We start from the raw sequence: 26,773 nt of genomic DNA on the forward strand, positions 1-26,773 counted from the left end.
TGATTATCTCCTATTGGATTAAAGCCACAATTTGTTCCGCGACTTGATCGATCGGCAGAACGATATCGGCGGCTCCGATTTTATAAGCTTCGCCGGGCATACCCCAAACGACGCTGCTGGCTTCGTCTTGTACGATGTTGAAAGCGCCTGCCTCGTGCATGGCCTTCATGCCGGCCGCGCCATCGACACCCATGCCGGTTAGCATGACGCCGATGGCCTGATCGCCGACTTGTTCCGCAACCGAATGAAACATCACGTCCACCGAAGGTTTGTGTCGGTTGACTGGCTTGGAGTCATCGAGTTGGCAGAAATAAGCCTTGTGCTCCCGAGTAATCTTTAAATGCCTATCGCCCGGTGCAATATAAATATGCCCGGGCTCAATTTTCAACCCCGTTTGTGCCAACATCACCGTCATTGCCGATACCTCGTCGACATGTCTGGCAAACGAGGCGCTAAACGCTGCAGGCAAATGCTGCGAAATGACAATGGGCGGGGTGTTTGCAGGAAGAATACCGGCTATCCGTTTGATTGCTTCGGTGCCGCCGGTGGATGCGCCGAGTGCAATGAGCGGTTTTTGTGGAGTGCCTTTACGGTTTCGGTTGATAACTCCGGGTTTAACCGGTATGGAAACGGGAGTATTATCCTGGATTCGCGCGCCGGCTGCCATGGTGACTTTGCCGATCATTTCTTCGGTGTATTCTTTCAGCGTGTGCGCCAGATCCAGTTTGGGTTTTGCGACGAAATCGACTGCGCCGAGTTTCAATGCTTCAAGCGTGACGTCGGCACCCTGTTCGGTCAATGTGGAAATCATTACGACCGGCATGGGCCGAAGACGCATCAAGTTGCGCAAAAAGGTTAAGCCATCCATGCGCGGCATTTCAATATCCAGCGTCAAGACATCGGGGTCGAGTTGCTTGATTTTTTCACGGGCTATGTAAGGGTCCGCGGCGGTTCCAACCACTTCGATATTGGGCGAGCTGTTGAATATTTCGGTCAACAGCGCTCTGATCAAAGCCGAGTCGTCGATTATCAATAATCGTATTTTTTTCATGCCTTGTTTCCTAAAACAACTCGATTTCGCCTTCGACTGCGGCATTTTTAATTTGGCTTCGGTAATTGTTTTCGCGTAACGCGATCGTATCGTTGTGTAGATTTTTGATTTTTTTCATGCGGACTTTCCCTGTTTTCGGATAAAAGTTGACTTTGCGCGGATAAATATCGCCTAGATCCTGAGCCAATAAGTTCAATGCTTCGGTATCGATATAATCGAGCACGAAACCGATGTTGCGCAATCCGACATCGCTCAAGCTCGGGATGATTTTTCCACCGCCGAAAACTTTGACTTCGAGGTTTTTACGTTTGCCGCCGGAGGCTAGTATCGTGTTGATCAGATGCTCCATCGCGTAGTTGCCATAACGTGTTGCGCTACCGAGCAGCGAATAACCTGCGTTTTTCGCTTGTTCGGTCGAGGTTTCCGGCAGCATGAAATGATTCATTCCGCCGATACCGAGGACGCTATCCCGAATACAAGCAGCGATGCAGGAACCGAGTACGGTTGTAATCATTTCGTTCTCGTTGGTTACATAATATTCGCCGGGAAGCAGTTTTGCCGCGATGATGTCGTTTTCACGGTCCCAATAACGATTGATTGATGCGAAACCGGGCAGGGCAGGCGGTTTGATCTCGTTAGACATCGTCATCCGACCTTGCGATAAATTGTGTTACCGATTAATTCGAATTGATCGGCAACTTGTTGCAACGATTCCGAATGACCGATGAACAGACAGGAGTCGATAGTTAATAAGTTCGAATATTTCGCGGCCAATGTTTTTTTGGTTTCCCGGTCGAAATAAATAAAAACGTTACGGCAAAAAATAAAGTCGAAAGGGATTTTAATCGGCCAATCCTGCATCAGATTTAGTTGCTTGAATGTAATCATTTGCCGCAGTTCCGGTTTGACTTTGACTTTGTTGATTTGCGAGCCGGTGCCTTTTTTGAACCAACGTTTCAGATGTTCCTCGGGTATACCGTTGATCCGGTTCAATTCATATACGCCGTTGGCCGCGATATCCAATACTTGGGTGTCGATGTCTGTTGCCAGAATCTTGGCGGTCCAGCCGGCAGGCAAATTTTCCAGCAGCGTCATTGCTATCGAATACGCTTCCTCGCCGGTCGAACAACCTGCCGACCAGGCTCTAATTTGCCGAGAAGTTTGATTTTTTTTGATCAATTCCGGGATGACGGTTTTTTTTAAATAGTCGAAATGATGGTTTTCTCTGAAAAATGCGGTCAGATTGGTCGTGATTGAGTTGATGAAGTTCGTGAATTCCTGCGTGGAACCGTCCTCCAGAAGTTGGCAATACTCCTTGAAACTGTTTAGTCTCAGCGCTCTGATGCGCTTGGTAAGGCGTGAATAAAACATGTCGAACTTGTCGTCCGGAACTAAAATGCCGGAATGCTTGTTCGACAAAGCTCTTAAGCGATCGAAGTCCGCACGAGTGTATTCGAACTCTCGAAATTGTTGTAGTGAGGACGGCTCTTGTCGCGGCGGCACGCTCATTTTTAGAATAAACCGGATGCGGGGTGGTCGATTTCGAGCAGTTCGGCCAAGCCGAGTAAGCGAGCGCTATCGATGAATTTATCCGATGGAAAGTCGAAAACGACGTGTTTTCCCGATTTGACAGCCTCCTGTTTTAACACGGTGAGTAATTGTAAGGTTGCAGTATCGACGGCCGTTACCGCCGATGCATCGACTTCCAGTGTGTCACGGGATTCGAAGGCCTTGAGTAGAGACTCGTGTAATTCGTTGATGTGACGGATATTTAACACGGCGTCCAGCATTATCGGACCTTCGGCCATTGTTAAATCCCCCGCATCGGTCGTGGTTGTGTCATGGTTCATGGCTGGATTTTCCATGTGGGGGGCGTTTTTAAACATGTCGCTCATAACAAATGACCGATTTGATCGAGTTCGTCCGGATTCAGGAGTTTATCGGCGTCGAGCAGCATGATCATGCCTTGCTTGGCGACATACATCCCGCGCATGTAACGAGTATCGATGTTAGTGCCTAGGTCGGGCGCTTTTTTGATGTCGTCATGACGAATATCCAATACGTCGGACACAGCATCGGCGACGACCCCCATGACCATTTGTCCTGAGGCCGTTGCGACATTGATAACGATGACGACGGTCGTCGGCGAATAGTCTACGGTGGCGATATCGAAGCGTTCGCGCAAGTCGAGAATCGGGACGATGGCGCCGCGAAGATTCAGCGCGCCTTTGATATAACCAGGCGTTTTAGGGATTTTGCGTATCGGCTCCCAGCCCCTGATTTCTTGGACTTTTAGTATTTCAACGCCATACATTTCGCCGGCCAGTTCAAAAGTCAAAAACTGTTCGGAGGCGGGGGTGTTTTTCGCGATGGTTTGGTTGTTCGTCATAACTTGTTGATCCTTTGTGAAAACCTTCCTGTTTTATGCATCACGCGCCGAGTGTGTCGGAATGATTAGGTAAAGCGCTATTCAATACGCGTCGCGAAACTCGAATCGATCCGTCATAGGGTCTGTTTAAGGTTTAAAATTCTTCCCATTCATCGTCGTCTTGTATCGGTGTATTGAATGTGGGCGCCGTTGGTTTTGCTTGTGTTGAATGTTGTTTCGACGGCGCTGATGCCGTTGTTTTTCCAACTGCCGGTTTCGGTTTATCCGTTATTGTTTCGAAAGTCTGTTTAGATCTGTCCATGTTTTGCCCCAGCTTGAAAAAACTCAATAAATTCGCCATCTGAGTGGCTTGATCGGTCATCGACATGCTGGCGGCAGATGCCTGTTCGGCTAGTGCGGCATTTTGTTGTGTGATCTCGTCCATTTCGGAAACCGCTTGATTGACTTGCAGGATGCCTTGAGATTGCTCCATGCTGGCGGCGGCGATTTCCGAAACGATATCGCCGACTTTTTTGACGCCTTGCACGATCTCTTGCAATGCGGAGCCGGTTTCATTGACAAAGTCGGTGCCGGTTCTTACTTTTTGTACGCTATTTTGAATCAACTCTTTACTTTCTTTTGCCGCGACGGCACTTCTTTGCGCTAGATTGCGCACTTCGGTGGCAACGACCGAAAAGCCGCGTCCTTGTTCGCCGGCCCTGGCAGCCTCGACCGAAGCGTTCAAGGCAAGCAGGTTGGTTTGAAAAGCGATTTCATCGATGACGCCGATGATTTCGGCGATTTTATTGCTGCTGTCGTTGATTTCAGCCATTGCCGAGACGGCTGAAGCGACTACGGTCCCGCCTTTTTCCGCGAGTTGCCGGGCATTACTGGAAACCAGATTGGCTTGTTGCGCATTGTCGGCATTGTTTTTGACGGTGCCGGTCAGTTGTTCCATGCTCGATGCGGTTTCTTCGAGACTGGCCGCCTGGGTTTCTACCCGTTGCGAGAGGTTGTTGTTGCCGCTCGCGATTTGTTGAGAGGTATTGCTAATGAAGTCGGCCGAGCTTCTGATTTGTTCGAATATTTCGCTGAGCTTATCAAGCGTTTCGTTGATATCGTTTTTACATTGAGCATAGACGCCTTCATAATCGTTCGTGATGCGTTGCGTCAAATCGCCGGTCGACATGCTTTGCATGACGCGTGCGACATCGCTGAAGGCGCGTTCGATGACGTCGGTTAATTCATTGATACCCTCGCTCAAGGTTTCGAAGAAGCCTTCCTTGCCGTCCAGATTCACACGTCCGCCGAGTTCGCCGGACTTGACCTGTTGCACGATTTCGGCGATTTCATGCTGAATGCTGACTTCGTCGCTGCGGTCGATCCATTCGACGACCGTGCCGAGCCGTGTTTCGCCGGCGAATACCGGTGTTGCAATGACCACCATTGTGCGGCCGCCAATCATCAATTCGGCTTTGTAGGTTTGCGTTAATTTTGCCAGCAAACCGCGTTGGTGGGCCGGGTTTTTATGAAAACTATCGATATTCGAACCGATCAATGTGTCGGCATTGAAGTCGGGCAAATCTCGTCGGAAGTGGTTTTCATTACGTTTGAATAGGCGTTTCGCGGCATGATTCATATAGATGATGTTGCAGTCCGCATCGGCCATCATGACATTGCCGGTCACTTGATCCAGCGCTTGCTTGAGTCTCTCGGTGACGGCTCCGGCTTCGAGTGTCGCGGACAAATCGGCATTCAGTTTGACTTGCATCGATTGGAGTGCTCGATTGAGGTCGCCGATTTGATCCAAGCGGTCGATGTCGACCTTATTACGGAAGAAACCGCTCGCGGCATTATGGCAAAATACGATCGACTGCTCGATTGAGCCGAGCATCAAGCGGAAGGTATGAATGCCTAATATCAAGCCCAACAATGACGATAGCGAATAGCCGGCAAGGGCGATAATGTTGCCGTCGATCATGGCTTGATAGCCGGCATGAAGTGACGGCAATAACAGCAGCAAAAAGGCGAGGCCGGCTTTTTTAGACAATGCGCCTTGTTTGACCGCAGTTAGTTTAGCCGCAATTCCGGTCGGTCTGATGCTGGCTCGATCCGCGGCGATTTTTTGATAAAGCTCTTCGGCATGATCGATTTGATCGCGAGAAGGAGCTTGGCGAACCGACAAATAGCCGGCAATCCGTTTATTTTCGAAATACGGCGTGACGTTGGCTTCGACCCAATAGTAATCGCCAGTTTTGGTGCGGTTTTTGATGTAACCGATCCACGGGCGCCCTGCTTTGATCGTTTCCCATAAATCTTTGAATGCAGCGGGGGGCATGTCGGGATGACGAACAATGTTATGGTTCGAGCCGACGAGTTCATCACGGGTGAAACCGCTGATTTCGACGAAGGCGTCGTTCGCATAGATGATGCAGCCTTTCAAGTCGGTTTTGGTGACCAGGATCGTGCCCTGCTTCATCATGATTTCACGATCGGTAACAGGCATATTCATTTTCATTGTAAGGTTTCCCCGTAAACTGTGGCATTCAATCGAAGGCGGTTAATTTTCATCGTTATCCACGCCTTCTAATTTAAGTAATTTGTTGACATCCAGCAGCATCACCATGCGTTCGTTGAACGATGCGAGGCCGTTGATGAATTCGGTGCTGACTTTGGCGCCGAAATCGGGCGCGCTTTGAATTCTGGTTTTTTCAATGTCGATTACGTTCGAAACCGAATCGACGACCACGCCCATCACCCGAGGTTTACTGCCGATGAAGGCTTGCAGGACGACGACGACGGTCAACGGCGTGTAGTGGGAGTGGCCAAGGTTGAAACGTTCGCGCAAATCGATGATCGGCACGATTGCGCCGCGCAGATTGACGACGCCTTTTTCATAAGCGGGGACATTCGGAATTCTGGATACCGGTTCCCAACTGCGGATTTCTTGTACCCGCAAAATATCGACGCCATATTCCTCGTCGCCGAGTGTAAAACTCAAATATTGCGCCATATCGGACGACTTTTTGCTGTCCGGCTGTTGTTGGGACTGATCGTCTGTGTTTGCCATTTTGTTGTTCATTCGGTCAATGGTTCGATAAACGGACGAGTCCTGGAATATCCAGGATCAAGGCAACCGAGCCGTCGCCAAGAATGGTTGCGCCCGATATGCCTTCGACATGTCGGTAATTGGCTTCGAGCGACTTAACGACGACTTGTTGTTGCGTTAAAAGGTCGTCGACGAACAGGCCGCAGCGGATGCCTTGGCCTTCGACGACCACCAGTAAGCCTTCGGTTAATTTGGTCGCTTTCGCATTCGGGACCGAAAAAATTTCATGCATGCGGATAATAGGCAAATATTCCTGGCGCAGCCGGAAGGTTTCGCCTTTTCCGGCCACGCGATTGATCATACGTTCGGTGACATTAATCGATTCGATAATGGAGCCGAGCGGTATGATATAGGTTTCATCGCCGACCGCAACTGATTGGCCGTCCAGGATCGCCAGCGTCAACGGCAAATAGATCGCCATGGTAGAGCCTGTGCCCAACTGCGAAACGATATCGATATTGCCGCCAAGCGATTGAATGTTCCGTTTGACGACATCCATGCCTACACCGCGCCCGGATACGTCGGTTAGTTGTTCGGCGGTCGAAAACCCGGGCATGAAAATGAGTTCGAAGGTCTGTTTGTCGCTCAATACGGCATCGTCCTGAATCAGTCCTTTTTCCAGCGCTTTGGCCCGCAACTTGTCTTTGTCCAATCCGCGTCCGTCGTCACTGACTTCGATGACGATATTACCTCCCCGGTGATAAGCTTCGAGTGTGACGGTGCCGGTTTCTTGTTTTCCTGCCGCAATGCGTTCATCCGGTGTTTCGATACCGTGGTCGAGGCTGTTTCGAACTAAATGTACCAGGGGGTCGCTAATGAGTTCGACGACTGTTTTATCGACTTCGGTATGTTCGCCGATGAGTTGTAGTTCAATTTTTTTGCCCAGTTTCGAGCTCAAATCATGAACCAGTCGAGGAAAGCGGCTGAATACGAAACTGATGGGCAGCATTCTGATATTCATGACGCTTTCTTGCAGTTCGCGCGTATGCCGTTCCAGTTGTGCGAGACCGTTTTTGAGTTGATCCAGTTTATTTAGGTCGAAATGCTCGCCGATTAAGCTCAGCATCGATTGGGTAATGACCAATTCGCCGACCATGTTAATCAGTGTATCGATTTTGGCGGTATCGACACGGATCGAGGCGGAGCTTTTGCCGGCGCTTGGGGTTTTATCGGCGTTTATTTTTTCGCTTTGACCAGACTCGCTGACAATGGGAGGATTGGTTGCCGAAGAAGGAGGCGTTGTTTCAATTGCAGCGGTTTGAGGGGGTTCGTCGAATACCGGCGAGGAAGCCTGTGTCGTTTGTTTGATGTCTTGCACGGCAAGGTCGCAATGTTCCTCGACCCAATCGAAAATATCGTCGACTTCCGAGCGCGGGATATCGCCATGCACGGTTATTTGCCAGGAAAGATGGCATTCCTCGGGGTCGAGTTCGTAAAGTCCGGGCACGCCCTGTAGGTCTACGGTAATATCGATTTGCCCCAGTTCGGCCAATTCACGAAACATTCTGACCGGGTCGTTGCCGGTTTTAAGCAAATCGGTATGGGGGCTAAAGGCGATACGCCATCCTGCGTTTTCGTTTTCAAATGCGATAGGTTGCGTTGGTTGTACAGAGGGCAATGCGGTATTGTCGCCACCGTTTAATTCGGTGTCGAGCGCTTTTTTATGCTCCGTGACTTTAGCTTCATCTAAGATTTTTTCGTCTTGAATTGCAGTTAGCATTTCGCGGAGGCAATCGACCGATCCTAGCAAAACATTGACGGCCGGCTGAGTGACTTTTCGGCGGCCGTCGCGCATTTCATCGAGCAGTGTTTCCATTGCATGCGTGAAGTCGGCTACTGCGGAAAACCCGAATGTTCCACTCCCGCCCTTGATCGAATGCGCGGCTCTGAAAATCGTATTGATGGTTTCGGCATCGACATCGCCCATGTCTAGGTTTAATAGGCCGGATTCCATGATATCAAGTCCTTCGAAGCTTTCTTCGAAGAAAATCTGGTGGAATTGCGCCATATCAATAGACATTAAGTGGTCCGTATCTGAAGGTTGTTGTTACAAATGATGTTGATTGAAACGGATGCGGCGGTAACAAAAGAAAACATCAATAGCTGATATCTATTTGTTACGAATTTCGTCTCGTTAACAACGGCCGACGGTGTATTGACGATTAATGGTCGAATCGAGGCCGCTTAACCAAGTACTTTTTGGATCGTTTTCAGTAATTGATCCGGGTTGAATGGTTTGACGATCCAGCCGGTCGCTCCCGCTTCCTTGCCTTGTTGTTTTTTGTCGGTGCCCGATTCTGTCGTTAACATAAGCATAGGCACGAATTTGTAATCGGGCAAGGCTCTTAAGTCTTTGATCAAGGCAATGCCGTCTTTATTCGGCATGTTGACATCGGTCACGACACAGTCGAATTTTTTGCTTTTTGCTTTATTTAACGCATCTACGCCATCTACGGCTTCGACAACGTCGTAGCCGGCCCCTTTTAATGTAAACGAGACCATTTGTCTCATCGATGCGGAATCGTCGACTGCAAGAATACTCGCCATGATGTTCTCCTAAAGTGTAGTAGTCGGATCTGATTGGGCTAAGGACAAATAGAGATCCCTAGTCTTTAATGAAGTAATAATATAACTCAAGCAATTGACTAATAATAACTAAAACGAGGTCGTTTATTTCATTATGATGTCTACACGGCCTTGTTTGGCGTGAGGTGGGTAAGGCGGCGCTCGGGTTTTTTACCTATTACTCATTCTTATTGGATAAATTTGTTGGCATTTTAGCGCTTTTTGTTTGGGAAGCGATTGCCATATCATCGTATTTCTTGGGTTATTATCAAAAAATGCGATTCCTGTCTCTTTTTTGCAATGAGATTAGCAATTCCCAGTTTGAGCAGTTTCGCCGATTTTAGGGTGTGGGGTATGCCTGTCGAGGAACGCCGTAAACCCATCCATGGGGGCTTGGCGGCAGCTCCCTGCTGCCGACATCCTCGCCAAGCATACCCCACACCCTTTTTGATCTCCAAATTGGGAATTGCTGCAATGAGATCGATAAGGCGTTGAGTTTAAAATAGCTCAATATCGTCGTTTGTGTCGGCATTTTTGATGAGCGTATCGGTGTTTTCGTAGATCACGGCTCTATTTCTTCCGTTTTCCTTAGCGTAATACAGTGCTTTGTCGGCGCGATCGAGTAGCGTTGTCGGCATACACATGCTGTCGATATGCGTAATGCCGATGCTGACTGTAATGCGTCCTACCGTCGGAAAGTTATGGTTGGCGACCGTTTCGCGAAATCGGTTAAACGTATGTTCGGCACCTGCCATATCGGTTAGGTTGAGAATGACGACGAATTCTTCGCCGCCGAAGCGAAATAAAAAATCGTTATAGCGAAAGCATTTTTCCATCAGTTGGCTGAAAATCAATAGCACTTCGTCGCCGTATAGATGGCCGAAATCATCGTTGACTCGCTTGAAATGATCGATGTCGAGCAAAGCAATCCAGGAGCTTTTTTGATGGCTTGTGTCGGTGACCGGGTGTTTCAAATAATGTTCGCAAACTTGCAAAAGACGAGTATCGAACGATTGACGGTTAGGTAATTTGGTCAGTACGTCGCGTTCTTTGCTGTCGTGCAATATAACTTGGTTTTTAAATATCGAAAGGAGTTGGCGGAATAAATCTATCGCTGGTTGGTCGAAAAGGCCGTCTAAGGCAATCGCGCGATCGGGGCCTTTCGTCTCTTTGAGCGAGAGATAGACTTGGCGAAAACACCCGTTGGCATCGGACATTTTCGGAATGACGCGTGATTCGGTGTCCAGGATGTTGATTAAGTCGTTATGATCGTTGCTTTCGTCACGAGTAAAATCCAATGGGAAGCGTCTCACCAATTGTTCGCAGGGTGCGACGGCTTCGCCTGTTTTCTTTCGGCTCCGGTTGTAAATCTCATAAGCCGCGGCTTTTTTTACCCCAGGTATTTCAAGCAGAATGTCCAGAAATTGGTGTGTTAGCGTCTGATAATCGGGCTGCTCGGTTAGCAAAGCAGCCCAGGCAAAGACTTGTTCTACGGATAGATTGATAGTCATCAAGCGTTTATTGACGCGTTAAAATATAATTTTTTCGGACTTTAATGATGCATAGATATCATCGATCGAGTCGGTTTCGCTATCGAATTCAATGTCGGCAGCTTCGTAATTCAACCCGACGCATAGAGCGATCAAGCCGGCATTTTTAATGAGTTCAGCGAATTCGTCCGGTTCGCTGAATAGCGTTTCGACGACCGTTGCGGCATGGCCGTTGTCGAATAGTCTTCTTTCCAACAAATAAGCCGTTTCATGCGCTTTATGGCCTTTCAATAAAATGACCGTGGCTTTTTGGCCGAATCGTGCCGTGCGGTCTTCCGGTGTAACCGGTTGCAGATTGAACTCATCGGCATTATCGGTGATCATGCCTGCGCCGACTGTGACATTGCTTAGTCGGTCGATAACGATGAACGAGCCGGTGCCTTTGCTGCGTTTGTATGGGTCGAAGACGACCGGTGCGTTCAGGTTGACCGTGCATAGGCCGATTTCATTGAGATTGAGCTCGCTTGCATCGTGATGTTCCAGCGTGTTGACATCGACTCGGTGATGAATCATCGATATTGATCCCGAAGCGGTTCGCGTCGCGAGCTTGATAATGTATTGTCGGCCCGGTGTCAGAGATTTTTCGGTCATCCAGACGATCATCGCTTTAAATTTGTCGGCGATGGTTGGTGAATCCGTTTGTTTGCCGATGATCATGTCGCCACGGCTGATGTCGATTTCATCCTCGAGCGTCAAGGTAACGGCCATCGGCGGGAAGACTTGTTCCAGTTCGCCGTCGTAAGTCACGATGGATTTGATTTTGCTGGATTTTCCGGAAGGCAGAGCAGTAATACGATCGCCTTTGTGGAAAACTCCGGATGCAACGGTACCGCAGAAACCGCGGAAATCTAAATTGGGTCGATTGACGTATTGCACCGGAAAACGCGCGTCGCTGTAGTTACGATCGTAGGCGATTTCGATCGTGTTCAATGTTTCCATCATTGGCTTGCCGGTATACCACGGCATGCTTTCGCTGGGGTTGACGACATTGTCGCCGTTCAGCGCCGAAATTGGGATGAAGCGAATATCGTGTAGATCCAGGGCTTTGACGAAATTCAGGTAATCTTCTTTGATTTGATTGAATTTTTCTTCGCTGAATTCGATCAGGTCCATTTTGTTGATAGCGACGATAATCCGTTTAATGCCGAGCAACGAGACGATGAAACTGTGACGTTTGGTTTGCGTTTGCACGCCATATCGGGCATCGATCAAGATAATCGCCAAATCGCAGGTCGATGCGCCGGTAGCCATGTTTCGGGTGTATTGCTCGTGGCCCGGCGTGTCGGCGATGATGAATTTACGTGTCGAGGTTGAAAAATAGCGGTACGCGACATCAATCGTGATGCCTTGTTCGCGTTCGGCTTGCAAGCCGTCGACCAACAAAGCTAAATCGATCTGTCCGGCGCCGGTGGTGCCGGATTTGACGCTGTCCGCTTTTACTGCGGCCAGTTGATCTTCGTAGATCATTTTTGAGTCGTGCAACAAGCGGCCGATCAGCGTGCTTTTGCCGTCATCGACATTGCCGCAGGTTAAAAAACGCAATAACTCCTTGCGTTCATGTTGAGCCAAATAGGCGTTGATATCGGTGCTGATGAGTTCTGATTGGTGGGACATGGGTTAGGTTCAAGGTTCAAGGTTCAAGGAATAAGGTTCGGGATGCGTGAGTTAAGCTGAGCGGGCTTTGATTAGGCCGGATATCATCATCGATATTTCTTGGGCTTCTTCTAACCAACTTGATCCGGTTTGTTTGTGGATACAGCCGATTTCCATACCAATATAAATTTGGGTGCGCAATTCGCCTGCTGAGCCTTTTGCATAATAAAAGAACTTTATAGCATCTTTGTTGGTGTTTCGTTCATAACCTTCGGCTATGTTGCTGGGTATGGATAACGCGCTACGGGTTATTTGGTCTTTAAAACCGAGGTCTGTGCATTCTTTGAGGTGCAGATAAACATTAACACACAACCTACACGCGCGTTTCCATACAACTAAATCTTCAAAGCTCATGGGCAAGGTTCAAGGAGCAAGGTTTAAGTTCCAGTTTGCTCCTTTCTCCTTGCCCCTTAGAAATACCCTTCGCGCTTTTTTTGTTCCATCGAGCCGGCTTGGTCGAAGTCTATCAGCCGTCCTTGACGTTCGGAACTGGTCGTCAACAACATTTCTTGAATGATTTCGGGTAGCGTCGTCGCGGTCGATTCGACTGCGCCGGTCAAGGGATAGCAGCCTAAGGTTCTAAATCGGACCCTTTTCATTTCGACTTTATCTTCAGGCCCTATCGGCATACGGTTGTCATCGACCATGATCAGCATGCCGTCTTTGTTGACGACAGGGCGTTCCTTGGCGAAATAGAGCGGTACGATCGGGATGTTTTCAAGATGAATGTATTGCCAGATATCGAGTTCGGTCCAGTTCGACAACGGAAAGACGCGGATGCTTTCGCCTTTGTCGATTCTGCCGTTATAAATGTTCCAAAGCTCGGGTCTTTGATTTTTGGGATCCCAACTATGGTTCTTGTCGCGGAACGAATAGACGCGTTCCTTGGCACGGGATTTTTCTTCGTCGCGACGAGCGCCGCCGAATGCCGCGTCAAACTTATATTTATTGAGTGCTTGTTTGAGCGAATCGGTTTTCATCACTTCGGTGTGCTTCTTGCTGCCGTGTGTGAAAGGTCCGATGCCTTGTTCGACGCCATCCTGATTGATGTGAACCAGTAATTCCAGGCCTAAATCTTTCGCTAATTTGTCGCGAAACTCGATCATTTCCCGGAATTTCCAGGTAGTGTCGATATGCATCAATGGAAACGGAGGTTTGCCGGGATAAAAGGCTTTCAAAGCCAATTGCAGCATGACGGCCGAATCCTTGCCGATCGAATACAGCATGACGGGTCGTTCGAATTCGGCCGCCACTTCACGGATAATGTGAATACTTTCGGCTTCGAGCTGCTTGAGGTGGGTGAGTTTATAGTCAGTCATCAATGATCCGTTATTTATATTTCACGGTTTAACCGTGAAGAGCCAATGCGAAAATAATTTACATTTTAAGTTGAAAGCGGGCAATTTGCCATAGCGGCTGTGAATTAAGAAAAACGCCGATGGGTTGTTTCTACTCCTTATACTAAAATTGGCACACCTTTCTTAGTAGGGCGGGGCTTGCAGCCCCGCCCGAAACGTTTCAACCTTGGTCGATGCAAATCGAAACGCTTAGACCAAACCGAAACGTTGGGGACGGGTTAAATAACCCGTCCCGCAGGAGCAGTGACTCTTTATGCTAAAAAATTAGCTCACCTTTTATTCATTTACAGTTTTTCGATCGAAAAGTCGTCGTTATTTATTTGCTCTATGATCGATGATTTCATCTATAACCGATGGGTCTGCCAGCGTCGAGGTATCGCCTAAATTATCGATTTCGTTCGAAGCGACTTTTCTTAAAATACGCCGCATGATTTTTCCCGAACGCGTTTTCGGAAGGCCCGGTGCCCATTGAATGATATCGGGGTGGGCGATAGCGCCGATTTCTTTTCTGACTAGATCGATTAATTCCTGCTTGAGAGTTTCGCTCGGTTCGACGCCGGCGTTTAGCGTAACATAAGCATAAATGCCCTGTCCTTTGATAGGATGCGGGTATCCAACCACGGCGGCTTCAGCGACGTCTTCATGCAAGACTAGCGCGCTTTCGACTTCTGCGGTCCCCATGCGATGGCCCGAAACATTGATTACGTCATCGACGCGGCCGGTGATCCAGTAATAACCGTCCCGGTCACGGCGCGCGCCGTCGCCGGCAAAATAATAGCCCGGAAAATTTTTGAAATAGGTGTCGATAAAGCGGTTGTGATCGCCGTAAATACTTCTGGCCTGACCCGGCCACGGGCGGCTCAATACCAGAATCCCCTCCGCTTCGCCTTCGAGTACATTACCGGCATTGTCGAGAATTTCCGGTTTAACGCCGAAGAACGGCAGTGTTGCCGCGCCAGGTTTCAATGCAATGGCGCCGGGCAGCGGCGTGATCAAAATGCCGCCGGTTTCGGTTTGCCACCAAGTATCCATGATAGGACAGCGTTCGTTGCCTACGATGTGATAATACCATTCCCACGCTTCGGGGTTGATCGGTTCGCCGACCGTGCCGAGGATTCTTAAACTGCTGCGGTCGGTGCGATTGACAAAGTCGTTGCCTTGCGCCATCAAGGCGCGAATCGCAGTCGGTGCAGTATAGAAAATATTGACTTGGTGTTTATCGACGATGCGCCAAAAACGGTCGGGCTCGGGGTAGGTCGGAATACCTTCGAACATCAAAGTCGTCGCGCCGTTGCAGAGCGGTCCGTAAATGATGTAGGAATGGCCCGTGACCCAGCCGATATCGGCGGTGCACCAATATATATCGCCGTCGTGATAATCGAATACGTATTTATGCGTCATCGCGGCGAATAATAAATAACCGCCCGTAGTGTGCACTAGGCCCTTCGGTTTGCCGGTAGAGCCCGATGTGTAAAGAATGAATAACGGATCTTCGGCGGATAGTGTTTCGGGCGGACAGTCGTCCGATGCGGTTTTCATCGCTTCGTGATACCAAATATCGCGTTTCGGTGTCCATGGAATATCATTACCGGTGTTTCGAATAACGATGACGTTTTTGACATTCGGGCAGTGCGAAACCGCCTGGTCGACACTGGTTTTGAGCGGTATCTTTTTGCCGCCGCGAAGTCCTTCATCGGCGCAGATAACAGTGTGACAGTCGGCGTCTTGGATGCGGTCGCGTAAAGATTCGGCCGAAAAACCGCCGAACACGATCGAGTGGACTGCGCCTATTCGGGCACATGCCAGGGTGACGACGGCCGCTTCGACGATCATCGGCAGGTAAATACAGACCCGGTCGCCTTTCTTGACGCTCTGGCTTTTAAGAACATTGGCGAATTTGCAAACTTCTCGGTGCAATTCACGATAACTGATTTTTTTGTCTTGAGCGGGATCGTCGCTTTCCCAGATAATTGCGGTTTGATCGCCTCGTGTGGCTAAATGCCGGTCCAAGCAATTATAGCTGACATTGAGTTCGCCGCCTTCGAACCAGCGGATGTAGCCTTTCGAATAGTCGTAATCCATGACTTTATCCCAAGGCTTGAACCAGTCGAGAAATTGTTCGGCTTGTTCGGCCCAAAAGGATTCCGGTTCATCGATCGATTGTCGATAAAGTGTTTCATAGCGTTCCGGTGTAATGTGAGCTCGGGCTGACAGTTCGGGATCGACAGGATAGGTTTTCACTTCAGTCATGATGAGTCCTTATGTTTTTTTTATTTACCGATTTACCGCCCAGTATCAGGTAACGCTTCCAGAAGACGCCGTGAATACGTCCGTGTAGGCTTGAGCGCGGCATCTATGCCCCACACACTTCTTTCAGCGTCACCTGATATACTTCGCGCGGTCATGTTTTCGGCTTTTATGGCAATGCTATTTTGTTCGGTAGCAAGGCGCGAAAACAGGCGCATAGCAAGCTATGTAACTGTTTTCGCAAAGCTTCCGCTCCTGCTCACGCCCCTTACCTACATCCATGTAGGTAACGCCGCTATCGGACAAAAGAGCGCGTCAGAAAGCCGCAAATGTGGCCGCACGAAGTATACATAAAGATAAAACAGGGTAGTCGTTTTAAATACAAGAGGCATCAAGGTCGGCAGCGGGGCAAATAGCGGTCATCGTTGATAAATGCCCGGGTTGCCAATGGTTGATGGCCCAGTCCAATATTTCGGATAAAGACGCATCGGCCAGTTCTTGCGGCGGTGCTTGCTTTAGTAATTCCAGTAAGCTAAATATAACACGCGGCGGATGGTCGGTAGCAACAGGCCGGGCGAACGATTGCTTGCTGAGTTTGATGCCGTGCGAGTCGGTAATCAACGGAACATGCATATAGCTCGGTTGCTTAAAGTCCAGTTTTTGTTGCAGATGGATCTGTTTGATCGTCGAATCCAATAGGTCGACGCCGCGAACGATATCGGTAACGCCTTGTAGATGATCGTCGATGACGACCGTGAATTGATAGGAAAAGATCGCATCTTTTCTTCTTAAGATAAAGTCGCCGTGTTGGGTGGCAAGATTTTCGGACTGCGTGCCCTGCAAGCGATCGTTGAATGTCGAATCGATAGCATCAACCCGAATGCGCACGGCATGAGGCGATTTTTCCGGAAAAGTGCGGTTTCGGCACAATCCGGGATAAATTGCGGAATGTTTTATCTCTGTGAGCGTTTTACGGCTGCAGAGGCATGGATAAAGTAATTCTTGGTCTTTTAATAGATCGAGGTAGTAGCGGTAGTGTTCAAGATGACGGCTTTGGTAATAAACATCGCCGTCCCAGGTTAGGCCGAACGTTTCCAGTGTCTTGAGAATCGAGTCGGCGGCGCCTGCGACATTACGGGGCGTATCGATGTCGTCTATTCTAACCAGCCATTGGCCTCGTTGTTTTCGAGCGTCGAGAAAACTTGCCAAGGCTGCATAAAGAGAGCCAAGATGAAGAGGGCCGGAAGGCGAGGGCGCGAACCGGCCGATATAGCGGGTGTGAAGGCTGGAAGCCGGGCTTATCCCATTTGCTTTTCCCGAATTTCGTCGAGTGTTTTACAATCGATGCACATCGTTGCGGTGGGGCGGGCCTCCAATCGGCGAATACCGATTTCAATGCCGCAAGACTCGCAATAACCGTAATCGCCCGATTCAATATCCTTTAACGCCTGATCGATTTTTCTAATCAACTTGCGTTCGCGGTCGCGTGTTCTCAATTCCAAGCTAAACTCGGACTCTTGCGTCGCTCTATCGTTAGGGTCGGGAAAATTCGCGGCATCGTCTTGCATATGATGCACGGTTCGGTCGACTTCCTCCATTAGGTTGGCTTTCCATTTATTAAGAATGCTTTCGAAATGACGAAGCTGAGCTTCGTTCATATACTCTTCGCCCTCTTTTTCTTGATAAGGTTTAAAACTGAAGGGTGAGGAATCAGTTTTATTGCTATCGCTCATCCGTTAACTCCCGGGAAGATTCAATTAAAAAACTGCGCATTTTTATCAGAACGGGAAGCGCATGGCAAGAATTATTGCTATTATTTGCCGGTTTGTAATAAACCAAGAAAAGATGAATCAACGACCGGCGGATCGAACCGAAACAATTAGCGCTTTTTATGTCATGGCGATTTTAGAGCGAGCCAAGGAATTAGAGCAGCAAGGTAGGGATGTCATTCATATGGAGATTGGCGAGCCTGATTTTTTGACGCCGCGAACCATCACCGATGCATCGATTGCTTATCTTGAGGCGGGGAATGTCAAATACACGCCTGCGGCCGGACTTTCAAAGCTTCGGACAAGCATTGCAAAATTTTATTGCGATCGCTACGGCGTGGCTGTCGATGAAGGGCGAATTTTTATAACTCCGGGGGCGTCGGGCGCCTTTTTGCTGGCATTGGGCGCGAGTCTCAATGCCGGCGAAAAAGTGCTGATGGCCGATCCTTGTTATCCGTGCAATAGCAATTTCGTTAAGTTTTTGGGAGGTCGAGCGCAAACGATTCCGGTCGATGCGGGCAGCGATTTTCAATTAAATTCGGCGTTGATCGAAAAATATTGGTCGAGCGACTGCAAAGGCGCGGTTATTGCCTCGCCGTCGAATCCGACCGGTACCGTGATTGCTCCGGATGTTTTGCGGCAAGCCATCGAGACGGTTCGTGAGCGTAATGGTGTGTTTTATTCCGATGAAATTTATCACGGTCTGGTTTACGACGGAAACGATGCCGTCAGCGCATTGCAGTACAGTGCGGATGTTTTTGTGATTAACAGCTTTTCTAAATATTTCGGCATGACCGGTTGGCGGGTCGGTTGGTTGATTGTGCCCGAAGCTTATGCGGAGGTTGTCGAAAAGCTTGCGCAAAATATTTTTATCGCGACGGCTAGTCATTCTCAATATGCCGCATTGGCGGCATTTGATACCGCGACTATAGAAGAATTGGAAAAACGCCGATTAGAGTTTCAAAAAAGGAGAGATTTTCTCTACGGACAGTTGCACGATTTGGGATTTAAACTCCCGGCCAAGCCGGACGGCGCATTTTATATATATGCCGATTGTTCGCGTTTTACCGACGACAGTTACCGTTTCGCGTTGGATTTACTCGAAGCCGAAGGCGTCGCGGTGACGCCAGGCAAGGATTTTGGTGTTAACCAAGCCGAGCGTTTCATACGCTTTGCTTATACTACGTCGATTGAAAGAATGGGCGAAGCGATGGCGCGTTTGGCGCGTTTTATTGGGGTGAGGGGAAAGGATTAAGGTTCAAGGTTCAAGGTTCAAGGTTCAAGGTTCAAGGTTCAAGGTTCAAGGTTCAAGGTTCAAGAGGAAAGAGGAAAGAGGAAAGAGGAAAGAGGGGCGCCAACTCAAGGAAAAAACGCGTCATTCCGCCATGGATTCACTCCGGACTATCCTGCCCGGAGCCCTTCGGGTAAATGCAAATCCGCTCCATACGGATTTGTGGCGGAAACCAGGGTCAGGGATGGCAATGCATGGCATCGTATCCATGTCTTGGATATGAATAATCCTAAACGTTTAGACCATGGCCGAAATATTTAGGGCAAATCGAAACATTGGAGACGGGTTAAATAACCCGTCTCGCAGAAGCGCTTTTTCTTGGGTTAAAGCTCTTTAACTTTCTCCAGCACCGCTTGTGCATGGCCTTCGGGGTTGACTCCGTATTCAACATCGGCCAAATTGCCTTGTTTATCGATAATAAACGTCGATCTGAATATCGCCATGCTCTTGACGCCGTTTTTTTCTCTCTCGCGCCAGACGCCGTAACTTTCGCAGAGTTCTCCGCTGGTGTCGGCCAGTAAATCGACCTTGAGACCGAATTTGTCGATAAATGCTCGATGGCTTTCGCAGTTATCCTTGCTGACGCCGATGACGACAGTATCGTATTCGGCGAATTCCGATGCCTTTTGAGTAAATTCATTGGCTTCTATCGTGCAGCCGGGCGTGTCGTCCTTTGGATAAAAATAAAGGACCACGTTCTTTTTGCCGAGATAATCGGACAGGCTGACAGGCTGATCGTACTGATTAACCGATTGGAAATCCGGTGCTTTTTGCTGTGCTTCTAACATGAGTTACCCCTGAATTTAAGTTTGGTGGAAGATATACCTTTCGCACTTCAAATTTCGGCAGTGCCCGAGGAGGCGCCGGGGTGCTCGGTCGATTTTTGCTCCTCGGCAATTGCTCCTGCATTGCCCTAATACACGCCATCCGTGGCGTAATGCAAAATCGACATTCACGCCATCCATGGCGCTCGCAAAGGCTTTGCCAGCATGGAGCTGGCATAGAGCCTACATGGACGTATTCACGGCTTCCTTTGACGGACACCCCGGTGCCGAATTTCGATCTACGATGAGTATACTTCGCGTACTGTGTGCAAAACGTTTCGCGCGGATTAAGCGCCCAAGTAGGATGCGCAGTGGCATCCTACGACTGATGATACTCGATAATCCGGTCAACTTCGCTTTTCGAACCCAGAATTAACGGAACGCGTTGATGCAGGCCCTTCGGTTGAACACCGAGCATGCGCTCCCGGCCTGTTGAACAGGCGCCGCCGGCTTGTTCGACGATAAAGGCGACCGGATTCGCTTCATACATCAGACGCAATTTACAAGGCTTAGCCGGATCGCGCAAATCATAGGGATATAAAAATACACCGCCGCGGGTCAAAATCCGGAAAACCTCGGCCACCAAGGATGCCACCCAGCGCATGTTGAAGTTTTTGCCGCGCGGGCCTTGTTCGCCCGCCACGCATTCGTCGATATAACGTTTGACCGGCGCTTCCCAAAACTGTTGGTTCGACATATTGATTGCGAATTCGGAGGTTTCGCTTGGAATGGTCATATTGGGATGCGTCAGAATGAACTCGCCGATGTCCTGGTCCAGCGTAAAGCCGTTGACGCCATGACCGGTCGTCAAGATCATCATCGTCGATGGCCCATAAAGGACGAAACCGGCGCAGATTTGCTCACTGCCTTTTTGTAAAAAGTCTTCCAATTGCGGTTGGCCGCTTCCGTTATAGCGCAAAATGGAAAAAATGGTTCCAACGGTCAAATTTACGTCGATGTTGGAAGAGCCGTCCAGTGGATCGAATAGCGCTAGGTATTTACCGCGCGGATAATGATCGGGAATTTGGATTATGTCGTCGACTTCCTCTGAAGCCATGCCTGATAAGTGTCCCGTCCAAATCAGCGAATCCACCATGATGTCGTTGGTGATGATGTCCAGTTTTTTCTGTACTTCACCCTGAACGTTTTCCGAACCCGCGCTGCCCAGAACGCCGATTAAGTCTCCTCGATTAACCATGTGCGATATCTGTTTGCAAGCTTTGACGATGTCGTTCAGTAATAATGTAAAAGTTCCTGAAACGCCAGGAAATTCGCGTTGTTGCTCGATGATGAACCGGGTTAGGGTTACATTCTTGGTCATATTCGTTCGATCTCCATTTGAGTAGGGTTAAAACCCGTAAGCTACTGTCTGTCGCGTAATGTATTGTAGATTTTGAAAGACAGTATCGATAAAGCCAATAAAAATGTTATTGAATTAGCGAAGATAATAGCCTTGTCTGAAATCGACACCCCATAGATAAGCCAAAGTAAAACGCCGGTCGTAAACAGGCTATACATACTTAATGATAGCGATTCGGTATTGCGCGTTTTGAGCGTCAATAGTGCCTGAGGTAAAAAAGACAGGGTCGTGAGTGTCGCGGCAATATAACCGATGACTTCAGTTGTTATTAGCATGAATTTTATAGGATTTGCCGGTTAGCAGGTCGGCGTTAAAAACGGTTTATTCTCGACATTATAGGTTTTTCGGTTCGGGTTCGAAACAACTTCTCGCGAAGTATGCTAATCCAAGGCTTCGAGCCAGGCGGTTTGGTAGGGATACAGAATCAACTCGGTCGTGTTCTTGTTGATTGCTGTGCGCTCGATTAAATCCCTCCACAATCCCGACCCTTCGGGGCGGGGATGATTCGGCAAAGTCATGGTTTGTCGTTGCGGCGTAATATTGCTGACGACCAGAACGCGTTGTCGATGGTCCGTGCTAGTGCGCCAAAATGAGAACAAGGCTGGGTTGGCGCTTAGCGTTTCCTGAGCCGAGTCCGGATGAAAGGCGGCTTGCCTTCTCCGAATGCCTAGTAACCGTTTAAGCTCATGAAATATAATCGCATTTGGGCTGTGAGGATTGTTCAGCAAGTCCATCAATTCGTTATATTCCCATTTATGGCGGTTGATCGATCGCGTTTTACCCGATTGCTCGACGCCATGGTAATCGTTTGCTGTTGCGATCAGGCTATTGATGTAAATTGCCGGAATCCCTTGCAACGATATCATGATGGTATGCGCGCAAATAAATCGTTGAATCTGCCATTGATCGAGGCCCAAAGACGTACCTTTAAGGGCGTCGAATAACGCGATATTGATTTCGTAAGGTGCGGGGCGCCCGTCCAAACCGGTGCGCGTGCTGACATAGCCGCCGTATTCGTGCATCGCATCGACCAATGCCGTGACTTCCTGTTCGGGCAATATGCCTTCTGCCGGACGCAAACCGATCCCATCGTGAGATGCGATAAAATTCAAATAGGTGCAATTTTTTTGCGGACGGGGCATGTCCTTAGCCCAACGGGTCAAGTAATGCGAGTTACCGTGATACATTGCATGTAAGAGCAGGGGTGGTAGCGTGAATTGATAGACCATGTGCGCTTCGTCGCTGTTACCGAAATAGCTTAGGTTTTCGCCGTTCGGTACATTAGTTTCGGTGATCAGTACCGTACCTGGTGCAATTAAATCGACGATATCGCGTAATAACTTGACGACTTCGTGCGTTTCGCGCAAGTTGATACAGCGGGTGTCCAATTTTTTCCACAGAAATGCGACCGCATCCAGTCGAATAAACCGAGAACCTTTTTCGATATATAGCAGCAAAATGTCGATAAACTCGAACAACACGTCGGGATTAGCGAAGTTGACGTCGATCTGGTCTTCGCCGAATGTCGCCCAGACATGGCGTACGCCTTGGTGGGTATGTGCCGGTACTAACACCGGCGTGCTGCGCGGACGTACGACCGAGCTAACATCGGTATTTCCCGGCATTTCGATAAAATAATCGCAGGCCGGTTTTTTATGACTCAGATAATCGATAAACCAAAGATTTTCGCGGGAAACGTGATTGATCACCAAGTCGGTCATCAAGCTAAAGTCTTGCGCAAGACGCTCGATGTCTCGCCAGTCGCCTAATTGCGGATCGACGGTTTTGTAGTCGATCACTGCAAAGCCATCATCGGAACTGAACGGAAAATAAGGCAAAACATGAATGCTATTGATGCAATCTTTTAGATGGAGCAATGAAAATTCGTAGAGCGTCGCTAAAGGCTTGGCGTCGGTTTGCCGGATGTTATCGCCGTAGGCGATCAGAATGACATCCTGCTCGTTCCAATATTCGGAGAGAAGTTTGACTTTCGGGACCGAAAAACGTTGCATGCGGTCGAGTAAGCGGTTCATCAAGTCTTTCGTTAGTTCCTCGCCGTAAAGAAATGTCAGTCGTGATTCCGCGCGTTGCGTGAACCAAAAAGGGAATTCTTGAATGATGGGTTGAGATTTCGCCACGCTTTCACCTATATTCGCTTAACTATCTTTCGGCGCTTCGTAATGCGCGGTTCCGATTTTAAGCAAGTTTAAAAAATAATTGTTGCTCATATACCTTTCGTACTTCAAATTTTGGCAAAGCTTAAGGAGGTGCCGGGGTGCTCGGCAAAAGCTTTGCCAGCATGGATGCTGGCATAGAGCCTACATGGAGGTATTCACGGCGTCCTTTGACGGGCTCCCCGGTGCCGAATTTTGATCCACGATGGGTATAATCTACTAAGCAGTATTCATGCCTGCAACCGAACAAATAAAATGGCTAATTATTTGCACTAAAATTGTGCGTTAATAGTTATCGTGCTCTATTTTAGGGATATGATAAATAAAATTCCGGTCGCATTGATGTAAATAGGTTTTCTGCGCTCGGTAATATTCACGTTTCATCGATTTAGCGCTGGCTCATTTTATTGAACATTGATGGTATCCACGCATCTATTGCTTAACTTTGGATTTGGTCATAAATAACTGTCCTATTTTACGGAGGGTTCGGCTCGTTTGACAGGTGTCGGCGGCGATGTATACCTTTCGCACTTCAAATTTCGGCGATGCTTAAGGAGGCGCCGGGGTGCTCGGCAAAGGCTTTGCCAGCATGGATGCTGGCATAGAGCCTACATAGACGTATTCACGGCGTCCTTTGACGGGCACCCCGGTGCCGAATTTTGATCTACGATGGGTATATTTCAATAGGTTATCTATAGACTTCGAGTAACCTTTAAGGAGTGCAAAAATGTTTTGCAAAGGCATGACAAGCTATTGAATTAACTTATTATTCTTCATGATCTTCATGGTGAAATGCTTTTTCTAGAGTTAACAATGCTTCACTTTCGATAGCGCATTCCGTACAATCAATATTAGCATTTAATTATAGACTGACTCATTGCTTCGGAGACTCGCCATGATTTTTAGACAACTTTTTGAACCCGATACCTTTACCTACAGCTATCTGCTGGGTTGCGAACGTACCCGAAAAGCCATTATTATCGATTCGGTCGAAAGCGAAGCCGATATGTATATGGAATTATTGGACGATTTGGATTTGACGCTGATCAATACCCTGGAAACGCACGTTCATGCCGATCATATTACCGCGGCCGGCTTGTTGAGAGACAGGCTGGGCAGCAAAAGCATCGTGCATCGCGATGCCGGAGCAATATGCGCCGATTTGCTCGTTACCGACGGTGTGGAACTGCAGGTCGGCGACATCGAAATCAAGGTCCTACATACGCCCGGCCATACTTCCGGTTGCGTCAGTTATGTGATCGGCGACCGGGTCTTTACCGGCGATGCCTTGCTTATCAACGGCTGCGGGCGCACGGATTTTCAGGAAGGCGATGCCGGGACCCTGTACGACAGTATTACTAAAAAACTGTTTTCGCTGCCGCCCGACACGCTGGTATTTCCCGCTCATGATTACAACCGTAAAACCGTTTCGACGATACGCCAGGAGATCGATTCGAATGCTCGGCTCGGCGCAGGTAAAAGCAAGGCCGAATTTATCACTATCATGCATAATCTGGATTTGCCATACCCTAAGTATATCGATGAAGCGCTGCCGGCCAATCAAGCCTGCGGTCAACCGGGCCGGGATACTTTGATTCGGCAGGGGTAATCATGTACTTGTTGATCGCGCTGGCGACACTGATCGGCATTCTGCTCGGTTTGTTGGGCGGCGGCGGTTCGATTCTAACCGTACCGGTGCTGGTTTATGTAGTCGATTTATCGGCTAAAGATGCGATCGTCACTTCTTTGGTCGTGGTCGGTTTGACCAGCATCATTGCAGTAATCAATCATGCGAGGCATGGCTTCGTGTGCTGGAAAACCGGTTTCACGTTCGGTGCGGCCGGTATGGCCGGCGCTTTTTTGGGCGGGCGCAGTTCCGCTTTTATTCCCGGTCCGATTTTATTGGTGCTGTTTGCTGTCGTGATGATTATGGCTTCGTTTTCAATGTTAAGGGGAAAACGGGGGGTGTCTGAAGTCGCCGTAGAGGAGACCGATACTTCGAAAAATCTTTGTAAGATTCATTTGCCGGTCATGGCGATTTTGTTCGACGGTTTTTTGGTTGGGTTCGTGACCGGCTTGGTCGGTGTCGGCGGCGGCTTTTTGCTGGTTCCGGCGCTGAATTTTTTGGCAGGTCTGCCGATGCACGCCGCTATCGGTACTTCTTTGTTCATCATCGTGCTGCAAGCCGGCGCCGCGTTGGCAGGTCATGCCGATCACATGCATATCGATATAGAATTAACAGCTTTGGTCGCAGGTTTTGCAATACTCGGTAGCTTAATCGGAAGTTTTGCTTCCAGCAAAATCGACAGTCGATATCTAAAACCGGCCTTCGGCTTGTTCGTTTTGGGGTTGGGCAGTTTTATCCTCTATCGTGAAACGGATATGGCCATGATTGAGCAAATCCGCCAGTTAGCTCAAAAACATCAGGATTTTTTATTCGGCGGGTTGGCAATGATAGCAATTATGCTTTTCTACCGGCTTTGGCTTTTTTTACATTCATTTCGAAGTAACAAATCTACTTAAAGCGATGACAAAATTACTGATTGCCGGTTACGGCGACATCGGCGCTAGGCTCGCCTCGATCCTCTATAGCAATCATTATCAGGTTTTCGGCCTTAAAAGAAATCCGCCTATGAGGAATGATGGCGGAACGCGTTTTATCAAAGCCGACCTGACACGGCCTGAGGATCTCGAACGGATCGATTGCGATTTTGACCAAGTGCTCTACTTACCAACGCCCGGCGGACGCGATGCCGAAGCCTATCGTGCCGTTTTCGATACGGCATTGAACAATCTGATACAACGATTTAAAGCCGACGGCCGCATGCCGCAATGGTTTTTTGTTTCATCCACCGGCGTTTACGGGCAAACAGCGGGTGAATGGGTGGATGAATCTTCGGATGCCCAACCGAATACCGTAACCGGGCAAATCATCCGTAAGGCCGAGCAAAAGCTGTTGGAGCATGATCCCGGCGCGGTCGTCGTTCGGTTTTCCGGTATTTACGGCCCGGGTAGAGAGCGCCTTTTACAAATGGCGTCGCGGCAAGCCGCCATTCAAGTCGACCCGCCTTATTACACGAACCGAATTCACCAAGATGATTGCGCGGCTGTGTTGGCTTTTTTAATGAAAAAGCATATCGAAGGAGGGCATCTGGACAATTTTTATTTGGCCAGCGACGACAATCCCGCGCCGATGTGGGACGTGATTTCATGGCTCGCTCAACAAATGAACAGCCAACCGCCGATCGCAAAACCTGCCGATAATGTTCCAGATCAAAATAAACGATGTCGGAATAGTCGCTTGAAGACCTTGGGGTTTCGGTTTAAATACCCGACTTATCGGGAGGGTTATGGGGAGATGTTTGATTTAGGTTAAAGAGGAAAGAAGAAAGGGGAAAGATGAAAGAGGCAGTAGGATGGGTAGGAGCGAAGCGGAAACCCATCATGGAGACCC

At 48.9% G+C, this 26,773-nt stretch carries 24 protein-coding genes; 4 read left to right on the forward strand and 20 right to left on the reverse strand.

Annotation, left to right across the window (positions count from 1 at the left end; genetic code table 11):
• Positions 1 to 10 precede the first annotated feature (10 nt).
• The 16 genes from EQU24_RS07750 to dksA all read right to left on the reverse strand — a co-directional run bounded on the left by EQU24_RS07750 (position 11) and on the right by dksA (position 17,634).
• Positions 11 to 1,051: a protein-glutamate methylesterase/protein-glutamine glutaminase gene (locus EQU24_RS07750; RefSeq protein WP_017840034.1), complete on the reverse strand. Its 1,041-nt coding sequence runs from the start codon at positions 1,049 to 1,051 to the stop codon at positions 11 to 13.
• Between the two features lie 10 nt (positions 1,052 to 1,061).
• Positions 1,062 to 1,700 (reverse strand): chemoreceptor glutamine deamidase CheD, encoded by a 639-nt coding sequence (gene cheD / locus EQU24_RS07755; protein WP_017840033.1) that lies wholly within the window; start codon positions 1,698 to 1,700, stop codon positions 1,062 to 1,064.
• The gene (locus EQU24_RS07760; protein WP_017840032.1) at positions 1,697 to 2,560 is read right to left on the reverse strand and encodes a CheR family methyltransferase; all 864 of its coding nucleotides are present in this window, start codon (positions 2,558 to 2,560) and stop codon (positions 1,697 to 1,699) included. The genes cheD and EQU24_RS07760 overlap by 4 nt, the downstream gene beginning before the upstream one ends.
• 2 nt (positions 2,561 to 2,562) lie before the next feature.
• The gene (locus tag EQU24_RS07765) at positions 2,563 to 2,901 is read right to left on the reverse strand and encodes an STAS domain-containing protein (RefSeq protein ID WP_017840031.1); all 339 of its coding nucleotides are present in this window, start codon (positions 2,899 to 2,901) and stop codon (positions 2,563 to 2,565) included.
• 41 nt (positions 2,902 to 2,942) lie between these two features.
• On the reverse strand, positions 2,943 to 3,440 hold the full coding sequence (locus tag EQU24_RS07770) for a chemotaxis protein CheW (RefSeq protein WP_014149303.1): 498 nt from the start codon (positions 3,438 to 3,440) through the stop codon (positions 2,943 to 2,945).
• 133 nt (positions 3,441 to 3,573) lie between these two features.
• On the reverse strand, positions 3,574 to 5,937 hold the full coding sequence (locus EQU24_RS07775; protein ID WP_017840030.1) for a methyl-accepting chemotaxis protein: 2,364 nt from the start codon (positions 5,935 to 5,937) through the stop codon (positions 3,574 to 3,576).
• A gap of 42 nt (positions 5,938 to 5,979) precedes the next feature.
• Positions 5,980 to 6,489, reverse strand: coding sequence for a chemotaxis protein CheW (locus EQU24_RS07780; RefSeq protein ID WP_051056271.1), 510 nt, complete (start codon positions 6,487 to 6,489; stop codon positions 5,980 to 5,982).
• Positions 6,490 to 6,505: 16 nt separating this feature from the next.
• Entirely contained in the window at positions 6,506 to 8,548 is a 2,043-nt protein-coding gene (locus tag EQU24_RS07785) for a chemotaxis protein CheA (RefSeq protein ID WP_017840028.1), read from the reverse strand.
• Between the two features lie 164 nt (positions 8,549 to 8,712).
• Entirely contained in the window at positions 8,713 to 9,075 is a 363-nt protein-coding gene (locus tag EQU24_RS07790; protein ID WP_017840027.1) for a response regulator, read from the reverse strand.
• 515 nt (positions 9,076 to 9,590) lie between these two features.
• Positions 9,591 to 10,604 (reverse strand): GGDEF domain-containing protein, encoded by a 1,014-nt coding sequence (locus EQU24_RS07800; RefSeq protein ID WP_017840025.1) that lies wholly within the window; start codon positions 10,602 to 10,604, stop codon positions 9,591 to 9,593.
• 18 nt (positions 10,605 to 10,622) lie between these two features.
• The gene (gene cysN / locus EQU24_RS07805) at positions 10,623 to 12,257 is read right to left on the reverse strand and encodes a sulfate adenylyltransferase subunit CysN (protein ID WP_017840024.1); all 1,635 of its coding nucleotides are present in this window, start codon (positions 12,255 to 12,257) and stop codon (positions 10,623 to 10,625) included.
• Between the two features lie 51 nt (positions 12,258 to 12,308).
• Positions 12,309 to 12,650, reverse strand: coding sequence for a four helix bundle protein (locus tag EQU24_RS07810; RefSeq protein ID WP_026130096.1), 342 nt, complete (start codon positions 12,648 to 12,650; stop codon positions 12,309 to 12,311).
• A 56-nt stretch (positions 12,651 to 12,706) separates the two neighbouring features.
• Positions 12,707 to 13,615, reverse strand: coding sequence for a sulfate adenylyltransferase subunit CysD (gene cysD / locus EQU24_RS07815; RefSeq protein WP_014149295.1), 909 nt, complete (start codon positions 13,613 to 13,615; stop codon positions 12,707 to 12,709).
• Positions 13,616 to 13,966: 351 nt separating this feature from the next.
• Positions 13,967 to 15,904: an acetate--CoA ligase gene (gene acs, locus EQU24_RS07820; protein WP_017840022.1), complete on the reverse strand. Its 1,938-nt coding sequence runs from the start codon at positions 15,902 to 15,904 to the stop codon at positions 13,967 to 13,969.
• A 372-nt stretch (positions 15,905 to 16,276) separates the two neighbouring features.
• Complete coding sequence (gene gluQRS / locus EQU24_RS07830) at positions 16,277 to 17,203, reverse strand: tRNA glutamyl-Q(34) synthetase GluQRS (protein ID WP_040575297.1); 927 nt, start codon at positions 17,201 to 17,203, stop codon at positions 16,277 to 16,279.
• A complete protein-coding gene (gene dksA, locus EQU24_RS07835; protein WP_017840020.1) occupies positions 17,200 to 17,634 on the reverse strand; it encodes an RNA polymerase-binding protein DksA in 435 nt (144 codons plus the stop codon). Before dksA ends, gluQRS begins: the two co-directional genes overlap by 4 nt.
• 61 nt (positions 17,635 to 17,695) lie before the next feature.
• On the opposite strand from dksA, the gene EQU24_RS07840 reads away from it, so the two are divergent.
• A complete protein-coding gene (locus EQU24_RS07840; protein ID WP_017840019.1) occupies positions 17,696 to 18,925 on the forward strand; it encodes an aminotransferase class I/II-fold pyridoxal phosphate-dependent enzyme in 1,230 nt (409 codons plus the stop codon).
• A gap of 359 nt (positions 18,926 to 19,284) precedes the next feature.
• Here EQU24_RS07840 and EQU24_RS07845 read toward each other — a convergent pair whose 3' ends face one another.
• The 4 genes from EQU24_RS07845 to EQU24_RS07870 form a co-directional block, all read right to left on the reverse strand.
• The gene (locus tag EQU24_RS07845; RefSeq protein ID WP_017840018.1) at positions 19,285 to 19,749 is read right to left on the reverse strand and encodes a peroxiredoxin; all 465 of its coding nucleotides are present in this window, start codon (positions 19,747 to 19,749) and stop codon (positions 19,285 to 19,287) included.
• A gap of 355 nt (positions 19,750 to 20,104) precedes the next feature.
• Complete coding sequence (locus EQU24_RS07860; RefSeq protein WP_017840017.1) at positions 20,105 to 21,106, reverse strand: class 1 fructose-bisphosphatase; 1,002 nt, start codon at positions 21,104 to 21,106, stop codon at positions 20,105 to 20,107.
• 41 nt (positions 21,107 to 21,147) lie between these two features.
• Positions 21,148 to 21,420 (reverse strand): SemiSWEET transporter, encoded by a 273-nt coding sequence (locus EQU24_RS07865; RefSeq protein WP_017840016.1) that lies wholly within the window; start codon positions 21,418 to 21,420, stop codon positions 21,148 to 21,150.
• Between the two features lie 105 nt (positions 21,421 to 21,525).
• A complete protein-coding gene (locus tag EQU24_RS07870) occupies positions 21,526 to 23,283 on the reverse strand; it encodes a sugar phosphorylase (protein ID WP_017840015.1) in 1,758 nt (585 codons plus the stop codon).
• A 931-nt stretch (positions 23,284 to 24,214) separates the two neighbouring features.
• Here EQU24_RS07870 and EQU24_RS07875 point away from each other — a divergent pair.
• From EQU24_RS07875 to EQU24_RS07885, 3 genes are read left to right on the forward strand one after another with little or no spacing between them, the layout of a single operon-like run.
• Complete coding sequence (locus EQU24_RS07875; protein ID WP_017840014.1) at positions 24,215 to 24,928, forward strand: MBL fold metallo-hydrolase; 714 nt, start codon at positions 24,215 to 24,217, stop codon at positions 24,926 to 24,928.
• Between the two features lie 2 nt (positions 24,929 to 24,930).
• Complete coding sequence (locus EQU24_RS07880) at positions 24,931 to 25,842, forward strand: sulfite exporter TauE/SafE family protein (RefSeq protein WP_017840013.1); 912 nt, start codon at positions 24,931 to 24,933, stop codon at positions 25,840 to 25,842.
• Between the two features lie 4 nt (positions 25,843 to 25,846).
• Positions 25,847 to 26,695 (forward strand): SDR family oxidoreductase, encoded by an 849-nt coding sequence (locus EQU24_RS07885; RefSeq protein WP_017840012.1) that lies wholly within the window; start codon positions 25,847 to 25,849, stop codon positions 26,693 to 26,695.
• The last annotated feature ends 78 nt before the right edge of the window (positions 26,696 to 26,773 follow it).

It is taken from the genome of Methylotuvimicrobium buryatense, assembly GCF_005931095.1.
Classification (GTDB): Bacteria; Pseudomonadota; Gammaproteobacteria; order Methylococcales; family Methylomonadaceae; genus Methylotuvimicrobium; species Methylotuvimicrobium buryatense.